The sequence below is a fragment of the Pelosinus fermentans DSM 17108 genome (genome assembly GCF_000271485.2).
Classification (GTDB): Bacteria; Bacillota; Negativicutes; order DSM-13327; family DSM-13327; genus Pelosinus; species Pelosinus fermentans.
Map to the genome: position 1 here is coordinate 4087554 of NZ_AKVN02000001.1, position 16010 is coordinate 4103563.

The 16010-nt window shown below is 40.1% G+C and carries 14 protein-coding genes and 1 riboswitch; of the genes, 4 read left to right on the forward strand and 10 right to left on the reverse strand.

The genetic code is table 11. From position 1 onward, the window contains the following. The first annotated feature begins 82 nt into the window (after positions 1-82). Both sstT and FR7_RS18785 read left to right on the forward strand, forming a co-directional pair. Positions 83-1294 carry a serine/threonine transporter SstT gene (gene sstT / locus FR7_RS18780; protein WP_007937560.1) on the forward strand — a complete coding sequence of 404 codons (1212 nt, stop codon included), beginning with the start codon at positions 83-85 and terminating at the stop codon, positions 1292-1294. A gap of 862 nt (positions 1295-2156) precedes the next feature. Next, positions 2157-2405: a hypothetical protein gene (locus tag FR7_RS18785; RefSeq protein WP_007937562.1), complete on the forward strand. Its 249-nt coding sequence runs from the start codon at positions 2157-2159 to the stop codon at positions 2403-2405. A 53-nt stretch (positions 2406-2458) separates the two neighbouring features. Here FR7_RS18785 and ltrA read toward each other — a convergent pair whose 3' ends face one another. The 7 genes from ltrA to FR7_RS18820 form a co-directional block, all read right to left on the reverse strand. After that, the gene (gene ltrA, locus FR7_RS18790) at positions 2459-3868 is read right to left on the reverse strand and encodes a group II intron reverse transcriptase/maturase (protein ID WP_007937569.1); all 1410 of its coding nucleotides are present in this window, start codon (positions 3866-3868) and stop codon (positions 2459-2461) included. A gap of 464 nt (positions 3869-4332) precedes the next feature. After that, a complete protein-coding gene (locus FR7_RS18795; protein ID WP_007937571.1) occupies positions 4333-4638 on the reverse strand; it encodes a hypothetical protein in 306 nt (101 codons plus the stop codon). Positions 4639-5202: 564 nt separating this feature from the next. Further along, complete coding sequence (locus FR7_RS18800) at positions 5203-5688, reverse strand: pyridoxamine 5'-phosphate oxidase family protein (RefSeq protein ID WP_007937573.1); 486 nt, start codon at positions 5686-5688, stop codon at positions 5203-5205. A gap of 46 nt (positions 5689-5734) precedes the next feature. Beyond that, the gene (locus FR7_RS18805; protein WP_007937574.1) at positions 5735-6049 is read right to left on the reverse strand and encodes a DMT family transporter; all 315 of its coding nucleotides are present in this window, start codon (positions 6047-6049) and stop codon (positions 5735-5737) included. A 1-nt stretch (position 6050) separates the two neighbouring features. Then, entirely contained in the window at positions 6051-6386 is a 336-nt protein-coding gene (locus FR7_RS18810; RefSeq protein ID WP_007937575.1) for a DMT family transporter, read from the reverse strand. 72 nt (positions 6387-6458) lie between these two features. Beyond that, positions 6459-6556: riboswitch (guanidine-I (ykkC/yxkD leader) on the reverse strand. Positions 6557-6673: 117 nt separating this feature from the next. Then, complete coding sequence (locus FR7_RS18815; protein ID WP_007937576.1) at positions 6674-7534, reverse strand: Cof-type HAD-IIB family hydrolase; 861 nt, start codon at positions 7532-7534, stop codon at positions 6674-6676. Positions 7535-8137: 603 nt separating this feature from the next. Next, positions 8138-8977, reverse strand: coding sequence for a helix-turn-helix transcriptional regulator (locus FR7_RS18820; protein WP_007937577.1), 840 nt, complete (start codon positions 8975-8977; stop codon positions 8138-8140). 140 nt (positions 8978-9117) lie between these two features. On the opposite strand from FR7_RS18820, the gene FR7_RS18825 reads away from it, so the two are divergent. After that, positions 9118-9972, forward strand: coding sequence for an NAD-dependent epimerase/dehydratase family protein (locus tag FR7_RS18825; protein WP_007937578.1), 855 nt, complete (start codon positions 9118-9120; stop codon positions 9970-9972). 283 nt (positions 9973-10255) lie between these two features. Here FR7_RS18825 and FR7_RS18830 read toward each other — a convergent pair whose 3' ends face one another. The 3 genes from FR7_RS18830 to FR7_RS18840 form a co-directional block, all read right to left on the reverse strand. After that, the gene (locus tag FR7_RS18830; protein WP_007937579.1) at positions 10256-12592 is read right to left on the reverse strand and encodes an ATP-dependent DNA helicase; all 2337 of its coding nucleotides are present in this window, start codon (positions 12590-12592) and stop codon (positions 10256-10258) included. Positions 12593-12794: 202 nt separating this feature from the next. Further along, positions 12795-13745, reverse strand: a complete 951-nt coding sequence (locus FR7_RS18835) for a bile acid:sodium symporter family protein (RefSeq protein ID WP_007937580.1) — start codon at positions 13743-13745, stop codon at positions 12795-12797. 114 nt (positions 13746-13859) lie between these two features. Continuing rightward, on the reverse strand, positions 13860-14495 hold the full coding sequence (locus FR7_RS18840) for a LysE family translocator (protein ID WP_007937582.1): 636 nt from the start codon (positions 14493-14495) through the stop codon (positions 13860-13862). Positions 14496-14633: 138 nt separating this feature from the next. On the opposite strand from FR7_RS18840, the gene FR7_RS18845 reads away from it, so the two are divergent. After that, positions 14634-15533, forward strand: coding sequence for a PhzF family isomerase (locus FR7_RS18845; RefSeq protein WP_007937583.1), 900 nt, complete (start codon positions 14634-14636; stop codon positions 15531-15533). The last annotated feature ends 477 nt before the right edge of the window (positions 15534-16010 follow it).

A 16010-nucleotide genomic window follows, 5' to 3' on the forward strand; every position in this document is an offset into this window, starting at 1 on the left:
ATAATAGTGCGGTGCTCTTTTATTATGTGTACTTATATAACCTAACGCAATACAAGTTAGTATAGAAATGGGAGTTGTTATTATGCTAAAAGCCTTGGTTTCTCAAATGAACAAAATCAGTTTAGTCCAGCAGATACTAATCGGTCTTATTCTCGGTCTTATCGTTGCCCTGTATGCACCCGCTGTTGCCAGCAGGGTTGCTCTTTTAGGTACCTTATTCGTTGGCGCTTTAAAAGCTGTAGCGCCCTTATTAGTGCTCTTCCTCGTTATGAGCTCCCTTTGTAACCAAAAGCAAGGTGTCCAAACAAATATGAAATCAATTATTGTTCTATATTTGCTAGGCACCTTTTCAGCAGCGGCAATTGCCGTAGGGGCCAGCTTCCTTTTCCCTGTAGACCTTAAGTTAGTTGCAAAAGTATCAGATGTCACACCGCCAAATGGTATTGTTGAAGTATTACGCTCGCTAGCTTTAAACATTGTTGAAAATCCCATAAAAGCATTAATGACTGGTAATTATATCGGTATTCTCTCCTGGAGTGTAATTTTGGGCGTTGCTCTTCGGAGTGCCAACGAAACAGTAAAAGAAACGATCCAAGGTTTTTCTAATGCTGTATCAAAAGCAGTTCAATGGATAATTAGGCTTGCACCGATTGGGATTTTTGGATTAGTTGCTGATTCAATTTCTCAAAATGGCATCGAAGCTCTTATTGGCTATGGCAAGCTTCTTATACTGCTAATTGGCTGTATGCTTTTTGTTGCTTTAGTTGTCAATCCGCTTATTGTATTTTTGACAATTCACCGCAATCCATATCCACTGGTATTTACATGTCTTCGTGAAAGTGGTGTTTATGCCTTCTTTACCCGCAGCTCAGCAGCCAATATCCCTGTAAACATGAACCTTTGTAAAAAACTTAACCTCGACCCGGATACATACTCTGTATCCATTCCACTTGGTGCAACAATTAACATGGCGGGTGCAGCCGTAACCATTTCGGTACTTTCTCTAGCCGCTGTGCATACTTTAGGTATTCATATTGATATTTGGACTGCTCTATTGCTCAGCGTTCTTGCTACGATCGGCGCCTGTGGCGCTTCAGGCGTAGCTGGTGGTTCACTCCTGCTAATACCTATGGCTTGTGCTCTTTTTGGTATCAACAATGACCTTGCAATGCAAGTTGTAGGAGTAGGCTTTATTATCGGTGTACTGCAAGACTCTGCTGAAACAGCTCTCAACTCCTCTACTGACGTTCTTTTTACAGCGACTGCCGATATTGCCAGCCGCAAGAAGAATTAGTAAACACATAGAAAAATTCCGAATGCAAGAGGATTTTTTTTAATTAGAATCGTATAATTTAGCCGTCTACCTTTTTGGTGAAATAGTCAATAGATGGTAGACAGAAAACTAAATGGAAAGCCACCCATTCTTTTCTAAAAAGAATGGGTGGCTTTCCATTTAGTTTTCTCACACATTTGATTTATTGAAGTACAATACAGCTAAGTAAAAGAGTCAGTGGGGTCAGGCTTGAGTTATTCTTCTAATTGACTTATTTGAATAAAAATAAGTCAATTAGAAGAATAACTCGAAAAAGCTAAACGAATAGCAACTCAAAAGCATAACTCAATCCTGCACCCCAAAACAGCCTTAAATACTTTCCATTGGTGTAGTAAAATTCCCAATAATACACTATTTACCATCAAAATACAAAAATCTGCAAAGGAAAGGAATTCTAAGGATTCTACCTAAATAGCCACAATGTCAAGGGGGCATGTCCTTCGACCTAGTGACTTTCTTATCTACAGCAGAAAGGGTCAATGTTATTATAAGCGGAGGTTAAGTATCAGGTTGAAGCGTTAATAACATTGACCCTTCCCCCTCACAACAATAAAATCCCTTCTAAAAAGAGCACAAACCATAGCTCCCAACGACAAAGCCACCCCTATCCTTAGCGCATTCCGAAGATAGGGGCGGTACTCTTTTACCTATTCTACTCTTACTGACATAGCCTTGGCTTGTCTCTAGCTCAACGAAATCACCCGTGATTCGCCAACCGGAACATTAGAAGCTACATTGTTGCTGTTGCTTTAATAAATTGTACCTGCTATCATATAATCTGTAACAAAAGTACAAAAATATATGATAAAAATGAGGGAATAGAATGGCCCCAGATCACACATTGGATGAGCAAGAGCCAAAACATCAGCGACGTGTTCGCTATAAAGGCACTCACCCTAAGAATTTTAAAGAAAAATACAAGGAACTGCAGCCAGAGCAATATGCTGATGATGTGGCAAAGATTATTCAGAAGGGCAATACTCCTGCCGGTATGCATATTTCAATTTGCGTTAAAGAAATATTGGAATTCCTGCAAATTAATCGAGTAAGAGGCTACCCATTAGTTGAGTAGCCGACTTCTCACACCACCGTACGTACCGTTCGGTATACGGCGGTTCAACAGAATTAGTGTACTAGTGAATACCTTTCACTTATGGTGATGAAGCCGATTTTCCTGAGGTATTCATTGGTTAACGTCCGAGAAAGGATTGGGCTATTGGCTGTGTGCCAGTAGCTCTTTCTTGTATTGGCGTATTCCCACGCTTTGCGGTTATCTATGCCATGAGCAACAAGATTATCGTGCTTCGTCCCAATTTTCTTCCATTGCTTCCACAAGCACATTCGAATCCTTCTTCTCAGCCATTCATCCAATGCTTTAGCTAGGGTTTTCATATCAGCCATTCCAAAGTAGTTCATCCAGCCCACAATGCACTGCCGGAGCTTTTCCGCTCTTTGCTCCATGCTCATAGCATTGCTTCGTCCTGTTATTTCCTTCAGCTTTTGCTTGAATTTCTTTACAGGCTTAGGGTGAACTCTAATTCCTAATCCACCTTTTTTGTGATAGAACGAAAAACCTAGAAATTTCAGCTTCCACGGCCTGTCTACTGTACTCTTTTCTTGATTGACTTTGAGCCTTAATTTTTGCTCAAGAAATCGCGTGATACTTGCCATGACCCGTTCTGCCGCTTTCCGGCTTTTGACGTAAATATTCTGATCATCAGCATAACGACAGAATTTTAAGCCCCGTCTCGTGAGTTCAGTGTCCAGTTCATTCAGCATGACGTTACTCAGAAGTGGAGAAAGATTGCCCCCTTGAGGACAGCCTTCCTCGCTCTCCTGTACCACGCCATTTATCATGACTCCTGATTTCAGATATTTGCGTATCAGCGACAGCACTCGGCTATCTTCGATGGTTTCTGAAAGCAAGCGCATGAGTTTATCGTGATTTACGGTATCAAAATACTTTGCCAAGTCGATATCAACTGTCCAGGTGTATCCTGCCTCGATATATTCCTTGCATTTTACTACCGCTTGTTTTGCACTTCTGCCGGGTCTAAACCCGTAGCTATTTGCCGAAAACTGCATTTCATAGATTGGGGTTAATATTTGAGCTATAGCTTGTTGTATCACTCTGTCAACTACAGTAGGTATACCAAGTAGCCTTTTCCCCCCGTCCGGTTTCGGTATTTCTATCCGTCTGACCGGCTCGGGCTTATAGGTCCCTTCTAGTATGGATTGCCTGAGTTGGTTGCCGTTTTGTTTCAGGAATTGTAAAAGTTCATTTACTGTCATTCCGTCGACTCCATGGCTTCCTTTGTTACCCTTCACTCGCTTATAAGCAAGATTCATGTTATCTCGGTGAAGGATTTTCTCCAGCAATCCACCGGCGTATTCATTGTCACCGTTTCTTCCTCTTTCGGGCATGGGAGAAATGCTCGGCACTCCTACATTACCTCTGAGTTCCACTCTTGTCTCCTGTAGGCAGCCTTCTTTGTGAAGTTGTCTGCTTTCTACGCATTTCTTCGTACCTTTCAAAATTCGGAAACCTCCTATTGTTCGGTCCTTCCCAGAGCGTATATAGCCGCTCTGGTAGTATGACCTCTGCTGACTTCTGACAGCTCAGTCGTACATTACTGCACGGGTTGCCGTTTTCAAATTCATATCCACAGCTTGACTGTCAGATCTCCCCAGGTAAGAACGCTTACTTTCACTCCACCTATCTGCTACATTTACATCGCCCGCTTCGGATAGTTTAGGGCTTCGTTTTGTGCGGCAAACTCACCCAGCTGACATATGCCTTGTATGTAGTTCGTCTTCCTCAGACCGGAGTTTTGCCGCCGACTTCCTTCAGATTCCACCTCGCGATGGACACCCTTGTCTTAGGCTAACGGTTGGCACTATCAACCCCCGTATTGGACTTTCACCAACTAGTAAGCGCCCATGCTGGGCACACCACCAGGAGGGACAAGGGGACAGGTCCCTTGTCCCATTTATAATAGCTATTGTTGTTTTCCTTCTAAAGCTGCAATTTTTGCCTTCATGGTTTCTAAATCCTGTTGTAACATATTAATACTTTCTTGCAGGTCTTGAACTTGCGTAGTTGAGGAACTGTCCGATCCTGTTGATGGAGGATTAGACGATACGATCGCTTGTATTAGCACGATGTTTTGCCCCACTGCTTCCACAAAGTTCCCCAAAATATTTAGTTGGTCTTCGTTAAGCTTATCAGATAATATTATCGCTAGTAAAGCTGCGAGCAGCACCTGCTGCTCAGAGTCAAGAGAAAAGAGAATTGATTCTTCCATGGGCAACCCACCTGAAACATTTTATAAACTATATGATGACACTAAGCAATGGAGAACTACATAAAAAACGGTATAGCAAATAAACTTTTCCTAAAGCGAATGTTTATTAAGAAAAGTCAGGATCTTACCGCCTTGATGGTTCCCAGGACAATGCCTGCATGATAAATCGTATGGAGTCAGAAAACCCTTGCCGATAGCTAACGGTCATACCTGTCCCTACCTAGCAAGACATAAAGGAGCAACGACACATTTCCCTCGCCATCTCAACTAACGTGTCCGAAATTGGCATGCACATTTCCTCCTCAACACCACAGCGTGGACAATATTTGAATGAAATCGGCGCACGCCCGTATGTGCCGTCTAGACTGCGTCCGCACACGTTGCATCGAGTATTGAATGACATAGCTGCTTCCTCCAAAAATAACCTTGTACCTTCTCGGGCATGTCAAGGGGACAGGTACTTCGAACATAAATGCCTTCCTTACCTATACATTTTATCTTTTGTTTACTTCTGTCAATGAACCTGTCCCCTTGACACTTTAGCCCCTATTTGGAAAATAGTTATTATCTTTTAGCGTTGACGTATTCAATGGCTTCCTTGCCAGTTATGTGCTCAACGTCAATTGCAATAATATACGATTGCGTACATCCGGCTATTTCCTTATATCTGGCTTCTTCAGGTTGATCTCCTGAATACTTTTCAACTAAAGTTGCAAAAGCTTCTAGCCATTCATCACCTTCTACAATTCTTGCTTTACCAAAAGCAAGAACGCTACGGAAATAAGTAGTATATTTTTCACTTACTATCGCATCTTCATCTATTACTGAAAAAGATACCTTTGAGTTCTTCGTAATAGCATCGATTTTATGTCCAGCTTTTGCTGAATGAAAATAGATTTTGTCATTGAAATAGACATAGCTAAGTGGAACTGCGTAGGGATACTCTTCATCGCCCAAGCACGCCAGGACACCATTTGTACATCTGTCCATTACAGCTACGGTGTCTTCCTTTGATAATAATTGCTTACTTCTTCTCATTTCTCTAAACATTAGTTATTTCCTCGCTTTCATCACATATTCCAGAATTATATTTTTGTTATCCAATCAGCTTTAAACCAACGGCAGAGCCAAGCACAACGGTGATAGAAATAATCCTTGATAAATTCCGCGGTTCATCATATATGAGCATCCCCAATATTGTTCCTCCTGAAGCCCCAATTCCTGTCCACACTGCATAGGCTGTTCCCATAGGCAAGGTTTGCATAGCAAGCGTCAGAAAGATAAAGCTTAGACCAAAGCCGGTGAGCAGCAAGGTAAGCGCCTTCCAGTCACGGTCTTTGTGCAATTTGTTAATCATTGCAACCCCCACCATTTCGAAAATGCCTGCTACTATTAGGAAGAACCAGTCCATATCATAACACCTCCTGCCTCTTCTGATTGTTTAACAGCTTGAGGCTGACAACTCCACTAAGCAGTGATGCAATTAAGGCGAGTTTAGCAGGTATGACAGGTGCATCGAACCATAGAAATTCCGCCAAGACGATTCCTGCTGTACCAAGCCCGACGAAAACGGCATATACGGTTCCAACGGCAATATCATGCCCAGCCATAACCATCAAGTAAAAGCTGATGATTATGGCAATCACTGTCCCTCCCCATTCCAAGAAGCCCTCCGCGTGCTTCATTCCAATCACCCAGCACACTTCAAAAAGGGCGGCAATAACAACGGATACCCAGGTATTGCTCATATCTGTCCCTCCTCATTTAAGTATTAGTAGAAATAATAAAACCCGGGAAAATAAGCTGCACTATTGCAGCTATTCTCCCGGGTTTTTATCCCTCCGTGAACAGTCACTCGTAGACTGCCGTTTTCTCTCGGACCAGACCAGCGAACTGCGGAACCCTAGAAAACTCATTGAATAACATTATATACAATTACTTCGAGTTGTCAAGAATTCCTGCAGAAATAGTGTGTTTAACTTTTGTGATCATGTCATTTTTGAAAGGTTGAATATTTAGGCATCCATGACTGTCACTAACGTTCTAATATACGATAAATCGCTTTTGCTACACCATGTTCCGCATTACTTGCCGTAATATATTTCGCCACCTCTTTAATTTCTGGTATTGCATTTTCCATAGCAAATGAATTGGGAAACTCTACAAACATAGAATAATCATTAAGCCCATCGCCTAAAATAGCTACTTCGTCTTTATTTATACCCTTTCTTGCTGCAGCTTTTGCTAATATCCGTCCTTTGGTTGCATACCTATCATTAATTTCAATATTCGTTGTAAAACTGGACGATACCGCTATTCCTCCCAATTTATTTAATTTTTCCCATGATCCCTTTAATTCATCAGCTGAATCTGCAAAAGAAATGAATTTGCCTACTTCTACATTGCTTTTCAAAAATCCATCTATATTCGTTATGTATTTCATTTTAACAAAATGGGGGTGATTTAACGCATTTCGATAAATTTCATTTGGATCTGTAATATGCGGCCGGAAGATCTTTGATCGTTTAACCATACTATCTAATATTTCTTCCTTTGTATTTGTTGTATAATATCCATCATTTGTATATATTTCAACTGCTAAATTGTACTCAGATAGTATGCTTATAATTTCAGCTATCAAACTCTTATCAATATAAATTCCTTCAACGATTCTACCAGCAATATCCCGATACTCTCCCCCATTCAAAACCAGACATTCACATGTTAACCCATATTCATCTAAGAATGGCTTAACGTCCTCATAAGCTCTGCCAGTTGCAATAGCAAACTTTATTCCTTTTTTTTGCGCTGTGTGAATCGCTTCTATATTTTCCTGCGAAATTTTCTGGTTAAATATGAGCGTTCCGTCCATGTCAGATGCAATTAACTTTATCATTTAAAATTCTCCAATGTCTATTTTTTTTTGTTTCTTTAGAAAGCTTTTTTATCGTTTTCAGGAGTCCATGCCATATCTTTTAGTAAAATCGCAAGGACGATTCCGACGAGTTCGATCCAATATTAAATCTATTATCATCACTCTATCTTTGTAATATTTCCTATAAACACCAAAAAATCCTGCAACGAACCTTTCAAGCGTTGCGAATTGATGTCAATAAGGAGTTTGAAGTGTTAGATGAATGCCATATCAATAGTCGTGTTTGTTCTGCTAAATTGCGTTGGGCAATCAAATTATAAAGTACAATTACCGCACAACATCCTCGATTCTAGTTTTCCTTGCGTTATAAGATGATGGTTCTGGTAATGTGGTTATGCTTTTTATTATTTATATATTTGCAATAAAAAGTCCTGAACCCTCGAATTTTTCTAAGGTCCAGGATTTTTTTCGCCGTTATAAGTGATATGGTTCTGCGTAACATCCCTAACGGCGAATTTGAAGTGATTGTCATGTATAGAGCATCTCACCCCTGATGAGTGATATGCCGAATTCACTGATAAGCCGGAATAGCCTTCCACTGGATTGGAGAGAACTATGTATTATTCATTTAGTTGTATATGAATATATTTTTTGTTTAAGCTTTTCTGCTGTAGAAGGTGAGGCCGTATAAATCATTAATTTCAAATCAGGACAGTCTGATACCTGCAAATTCACATGATCAAACTCCAATTCTCCAATTCGGGGATCATTGCATAATTTGTGACAGTCCGTAACAGTTTTAACTTCATAGCGAGGCCACCATGAACTAAATAATTCACTTTCTTGCATGAATTTCTCAATCATTTTATTTAACCTCGCATCTTGAGGGTACCGGGCACAATCTGCCCTGAATCTAGCAATCATGATTTTAGCCCGTTCCTCCCAATCTGAGTCCATCTCTTTTCTGAATGGACCTATCAAAAAATGATGCACTAGGTTTGGTTTTGGATTTATGCCCGCAGAATATGGAGGGAATCGAAATACAAATTCTGCTGCCCGATTCCATAATAGTACATCCCAGTATTTACCTATTATATATGCAGGATGAGATTCCAATGCGAAAACAGTTCTTTCCAATCCTTTACTAATTGCTTTATAAATTTCTGATTCTTCCATTTCATCTGATTTCGATAATAAAAAAAGATATCTGCGTTCATCATCAGATAATCGTAATGCAGTAGCCAAACTTTCCAATACTTGATGAGAAGGGTGTACGTCTTTTCCTTGTTCTATCGATGTGTACCAAGAAACACCGACATTGGCAAGATGAGCGACCTCTTCTCGACGAAGTCCAGGTGTGCGGCGGCGCCCATAGGAGGGCAATCCAACCTGCTCTGGTGTAAGGCGTTCCCTGGTTGCACGCAAAAATTCACCAAGCGACTGTTGTACTGGAATCTTTTTCATTTATTTTCCTCGCATCTATCCTACTACTCTCAATCGTAGGATAACCACAATGTGGTTGAAATATTTTAACCCTGTTATATTAGTAATATAACATAAAAATAACTGATAAACAAAATTATCTAGATTGGAGTGATTGATTTATGAAGATATTTGTAACAGGGGCAACAGGCAAGGTTGGAAGTCGTTTCGTACCATATTTACTGAAGCAAGGCCATGCCATTCGTATTCTTGTAAGAAATGCTGAGCGCGCATCCGCGTTGAAAGAAGAAGGGGCAGAAGTAGTCTTGGGTGATCTTTTGGACAATCAGAATCTCACGGAAGCCATACGGGGTGTTGATGCTGTGGTGCATACAGCCGCTCAATTCCGCGGTGGTGTTAGTGAAGAAATAGCTCGAGCAGTGAATCTGGATGCAACGATTACATTAGCAAAAGCAGCGTTGGAAGCAGGTGTCACAAGATTTGTTTTTACCAGCACCAGTAATGTATATCGTGACATGAATGTAAACAGACCATGCAGAGAAGACGATATTCTTATCCCAGCTAAAGAGATCTATCCCAAAACAAAAATTGCTGCCGAAGAAGCTTTACTAAAATTATATCGTGAACAAGGACTAGATCTTCGTATTATGAGACTAGCATTTGTTTACGGTGATCGTGATCCACACATTGAAGAGATTTTGCCTTATATGATTAACTGGAACCCGTTAAAGCAACAATCTATGGTGCATCATGAAGATGTCAGTCAAGCACTACTGCTTGCTGCTAGTACACCCAGTGTTGGCGGTCGCATATACAACGTTGGAGATGATAATCCTATTACTATAGGTGAATTATATAAGCTACACGGGGAACCAAAGCAGGTACCTACTAAAGATGGGTGGCTTATGTCTAACCTATGGGAATTGACAGTAGATACAGAGCGTATTAAAAACGAACTAAATTTCCACCCCAAATATCCTTCTATTTATACCGCTAGAGATATGGGAGCCTTGTAATTTACAAAAAGTGTATATTAAAAAGGTATGCAAGATTGACTATTTCGGGAAGTTTTACGGAATTTAAGAATGTCATCAAAGGTATGAACATTGCCAAAGCACACGTGAAACTCACTGGGACGGGTTCTCTCAAACCAAATTCTGTTACGTTCTATGCGAATAAAATTACCATATAAACACAAAAATTCCTGCAAATATCAATCAAAACATTTGCAGGAACTCTCCAATCAAACTTCTGAATGACATATCGCAACTCTAGGGGACTGTTCGAAGTTTGAATCCTTTACTTATCCCAAAATGACTGAATTAATGCATTCAGCTTACTTCCGTTTCGTACTTCCTTAGGATAACGCCAGTGTGCTGGAAATAGCTTTTTGTAATAATAGCTGGAAAATCTTGCATCAATCAAAAGAACTACGCCTTTATCTTCTTCCGAACGAATTACCCGCCCAGCTGCTTGCAGCACTTTATTCATACCGGGATACATATACGCATATTCATATCCCAGTTCATTTTTCTTTTTAAAATGCTCCATGATAAGGTTGCGCTCTATACAGATCTGGGGAAGTCCCACTCCTATAATAACAGTCCCCAACAGTTTATCCCCTTTGAGGTCAATGCCTTCGGAAAAAATCCCCCCTAACACACAGAAGCCAGCTAACATACGATTACGATTTGGCTGGAACCGATCTAAGAAACTTTCCCGCTCTTCTTCCGACATGACATTGGTCTGTATCATTGTTTCGGTGTCAGGGTACAATTCCGCAAAGACATGATGGACTTCCTGCATATAGTGGTAAGATGGGAAAAAAATGAGATAATTCCCGGTTTTCTGCTGGATCACTAAATGAATATAGTGAGCAATTTCACCATAACTGCTCTCGCGATCTTTGAACTTTGTAGATATTTGGTCAGCTACCAGTAAGCATAAATTCTCGGTCTTAAAGGGCGATGGGAACGCAATTTTTGCATCCACCGTCTCCCCACCCAATATTTCGCAGAAATAATCCAACGGAGCCAGGGTTGCTGAGAAAAATACGCTGGACTTGCCTCTCTTGACTGCTTCGCCCAACAACTTGGATGGGTCAAGACAAAACAGTTTCAGAGTAACCTCTGATGAAGATTTTTCTACGTACGTAATATAGTGATCATCATAGAGCTCTACCATTTTCAAAAATATGAGTACATTAAAATAGAGTTCCAACAATGCATCATAACCCTCTGTTTTATGATTGTCAGTTAATAAAGCAGGCGCTTTGTTAACAAAGGTCCAAAGCAGGGGATAGATTTCCTCCGGTTGCTGCAATTGTGTATAATACCCCTCTTCACTGCACTCCTTTCGCATTCCCAGCATAACCGTATTGATTTTACCCAGGGTCTTGCCAATACTATGGCCTTTAAAGAGGTTCTTCACCTTCAAGAAAGAGCTTTTTGTTAGTTCTGCGGAAAACATCTCTCTTGCTCGATCCACCAAATTATGCGCTTCATCAATTAAAAACGTATAGTCACCCTGGCTCGTCTGAAAAAATCGTTTTAAATACACTCTGGGATCAAAAACATAATTGTAATCACAAATAATGCAGTCGGCCCACATGGATAAGTCTAAGGAAAGCTCAAATGGACACACCATATGCTCTCGGGAATAGGCTTCTATCACTTCCCGTGTAAATGCCCTCTCCTTCAAAAATATATCCATAATGGCATCATTGACTCGATCAAAATGCCCTTTGGCATATTTGCAATGATCCGGATTGCAGATGGCCTTTTCCTGAAAACAGATTTTATCTTTCGCAGTGATCGTAATGGATTTAAAGTCCAAACCACATTCCCGCATGGCGTTCACTGCTTCCTCAGCCACTTGACGAGTAATGGTTTTGGCCGTCAAATAAAAAATCTTGCTCGTTTTATTCTCTCCCATAGCCTTGACGGCAGGAAACAAGGTAGAAATGGTTTTCCCAATCCCGGTGGGTGCTTGTACAAACAGTTTTTTGTTATCGGAAATGATTTTATATACCGAAACCGCTAATTCACGCTGTCCTTGGCGGTACGTTGCAAAAGGAAAATTCAGCTTTTTTATGGATGAATCCCGCATCTCATTCCATTCCTTGAGATGTTTAGCCCAAACTAAATAGATATCCAGCAAGCCGCAAAAGAATGTTTGCAGTTCCTGCAGTGTAACGGTTTCTCTTATTCTTTTTATTTCATCCGTATCAATATTGTAATACGTGAGTTGAATTTCCAGCTGCTCTACATCATTTTGCTCACCATAAATCAGTCCATAGCATTTCGCCTGCGCCCAATGCAGGGGATTAAAGTTCTCATCGATCCGTTCCAAAGGAACAGCCGTTGTTTTGATTTCATCGATCACCACCTGCGGATCCTCGATAATGATCCCGTCCGCACGGCCTTCTACAAGGAATAAGAACTCTTTGTAATTCATTTCATATTTCAATTGGGCTTCTGCCAAATACTTGTCGCCACCAGCCTTTTGAAGCTTTTGGTGTATTCGGGTTCCTTCTACCGCTCTGCTAGTTCCCACAAAGCGAGTATCAATATCACCTGAACGCAAGGTATACTCAACTAAGTTTTTTACTGATATGCGAACTACATCCGTTGTCACGTAAGCTGGCACCTCACTTTCTGCCCAAGTTTAAACCTTTAAAGTGTATCCAATTTTAAAAGTGCTATCCACTAATTCCACGCCAATCAGCCTATCCCTTTAAATGTCTTACAGGCAGAATAACCCATCTAGCAATTCCAATACCCTTAACACAAGTTTAATTTCAAAAAGCCAATTCCCTTACCGTAAAGGGAATTGGCTTTTATGCTGTTTGAAGACGTTTATATAAATGAGATACAATTGTTGCGAGTGGCTGCTGATACAAAATAGCCAGTGTCATAGGAACTGCAACCCTTGGCGGAAAATAGGTGAGTGCAATGACGAGTCCACAAGCGTTATTACGGATGCCCACATTAAAAATCATCGTTAGTATAATGCTCTGCGTTCGTTCTTTTAATGCAAATGATCCCAGGTAACCGACAAAGAAGCTTGCTGATACAACAAATAAGGTAACGAGCAATGTTTTTAGTATGGAGATGTCCCAATTAATTTGTGGCATTACGACTGCTGAATTAATTAGGATGACCAGAAAAAGTGCTCCTTTTGATGTGGCACCCCCAATGCTGTTAGCGAAATTAACACTCTTCCCCTTTGTCCAATCATGCAGGAGCATACCGATGATACTAGGTACTGTAACCATGAGCATAAGGTCGATAACCATTTTACTATAGCTAATGTTGATGGTTTGACCAACAACAAGATGGAAAAATAGCGGTAATACGGTAGGTACAATAAAAGTATCCAATGTTACTGCTACAAAAGATATGCCCAAATCACCTTTGATTAATGAAGTCCAGATGATGGATGTAACCCCAATTGGAATGGAAGAACCGATTAGATAGCCCAGGCGAATGTCAGGATCATTGGGGTAGAAGATCATGCCAACAGCCCAAGCTGTCAAAGGTGTAACAAAATGAACTAAAATCAGCACCCAGATAGGAATCCAGGGCTTCTTTAGCACGGTAGTGAATTCCTTAAAACTTGTACCTAATGCGGTGATAAAGGTCATGTAAGCGAATAAAATCACTACAATTTGCCGTAGAGTCGGGGAATCAGTAATCGTAACGAAAAAGCCTAAGAATAGTCCAGAAAGCACTACAATGAACATGTTTTTGGATAACCAGTCATTTAATTGAATAAAGAAAATAGACATTTAAACCTCCGTATAGGGTTGTAGGCTACATTTAAATATTAATCAAATCTTTTATCTAAAAAGACACTTATTTTACGGTTTCTCTTTTCACAGGTATAGAGTGAACCTTAAAGGTTATTTATTCTCTGGCACCATCAATTTAACTCCTAATCCTATGAATATAGTGCCGGTTATCCAGCGGAAATATCGCTCTAACACTGGTTTGGCCATAAGCCAATGTCTTATAAAGCCAGAGGTTCTTGCATAAAAAACGAGCACCAATAAGCCAAGTAAGAAATATATAAAACCATACATTAGCATCATTAAAGCCGCAGATTCACTGCCGGCATCTACGAACTGCGGGAGAAAGCTCACGAAGAATATTGCAGTCTTAGGGTTTAGCGCCGCAGTAATAAATCCCTTAAGAAACAAATTTCTCGCTAGCTCCTCTTTCGGCAGTTCAGTATAATCAACACTATTCTCATTGCTTCTGATGGTTTTAACCCCAATGTATAATATATATAAGGCACCAACTATTTTGATTATACTATATGCAGCTGCCGACTGTTGAAGAATAACAACCAATCCTAATGCAGTAGATATTGCATATAAAAGCTGTCCTAGGCTTGCACCAAAGGCTGAAATTAGGGCAGCTCTCTTCCCCTGCGTTACCCCACGGGTAATGACATATAACGTGTTTGGTCCAGGCATGATCACCAAAATAAAAGATGCTATTGTAAATAGCAGTAAACTATGCAAGTCTATGTTCATCCATCTATCTCCCTTGTTCCAACTTTGGAATAATTCACCTGTCAGATACTTACATTCATAAATTGTATTTTACTTATCCAGTTTACCACTACTATAATAAGTAAGAAAGGTAAAATTTAGTTTGAGGAGGCATACTTGATGAAAACATATACAGTCTATCAAATTGATGCGTTTACATCTGAAAAATTCAGCGGCAATCCTGCTGGCGTAGTCACAAATGCACAAGGATTATCCGAACTTGCTATGCAGCGTATCGCACGAGAACTTAATAATTCTGAGACGGTTTTCATTTTTCCACCCGATGATATAAGTCACGATGTGAAACTTAGATATTTTACGCCAACTACTGAAGTACCGTCGTGTGGACACGCCACCATTGCAGCTCATTACGCGCGCTCGATAGAAAATCAACTCGGATCGGAAAGGGTCATGCAAAAAATAGGGATTGGTATTTTACCCATCGATATTGTTAAAAATAACGATTATACAATATGGATGACCCAAGGGTCTATCGAATTTTCTGAACCCCTTTTCACTAAAGACCGTGAACTCTTATTATCATCTCTCGGTCTAACAGAAGAAGAAATAGACGAATACTGCCCAATTCAGATAGTTTCTACAGGACACTCAAAAGTAATGATTGGGATTAAATCTATAGCAAAGCTTCATAGTTTATCTCCTAACATGAGTATGTTAAGTAACTTAAGTAAATCCATTGGCTGTAATGGCTATTATGTCTTTACTTTTGCCTCCCGCCCCAGTACTATTTTAACCCACGGCAGAATGTTTGCACCAGCTATTGGTATTTCCGAAGATCCCGTAACGGGAAATGCCATCGGCCCACTTGGAGCCTATCTCGTTAAGCACGGATTAGTTGAATATAACAACTCCTTGTTTTCATTCACGGGGATTCAGGGAGAGGCTATTGGACGTGTTGGAACAGTAGATGTTAAGGTAAAAATTGAAAATGGTGAACCAACACAGGTTCAGATAGGTGGTACTGCAGTCATTGTATTTAAAACGCAACTAGAAATATAATTACTGTACAAAAAAGAATATGACTCTCAATCTTCAAATACAAAAACCGTCCCTACCCTCAAACGTTCTGAGGATAGTGCCTATAATTAAAGCCTACGAACCAGTATTCTACCGTGCTCTTTGCAAAAAATGATAAAAATAGAAGGAACAATATAATTTTCCTTCTACCTCTTATAAAAGTAATAATTTTTCACTAAACACTTGCTGCGCAATAAATCCTTTCAATGCAGTTGAAATCCACCACAATCACAGGAATCTTGCGAAACATAGTCGTACCACAAAAGAATGTGACAATGGGTTTCGACATTCATAACTTTTTAATATTAATTCATGTACAATTGTTTTGAATAACAGAATGGAAATCCATAGGCTCACCTAAACTTTCTAGACGTTTAATACAATGAATTCTTACATACTTCGACAATTGTCGTTCTGTTTCATGATATTCAGGATAATATATAAATCTGTTTCTTTTAA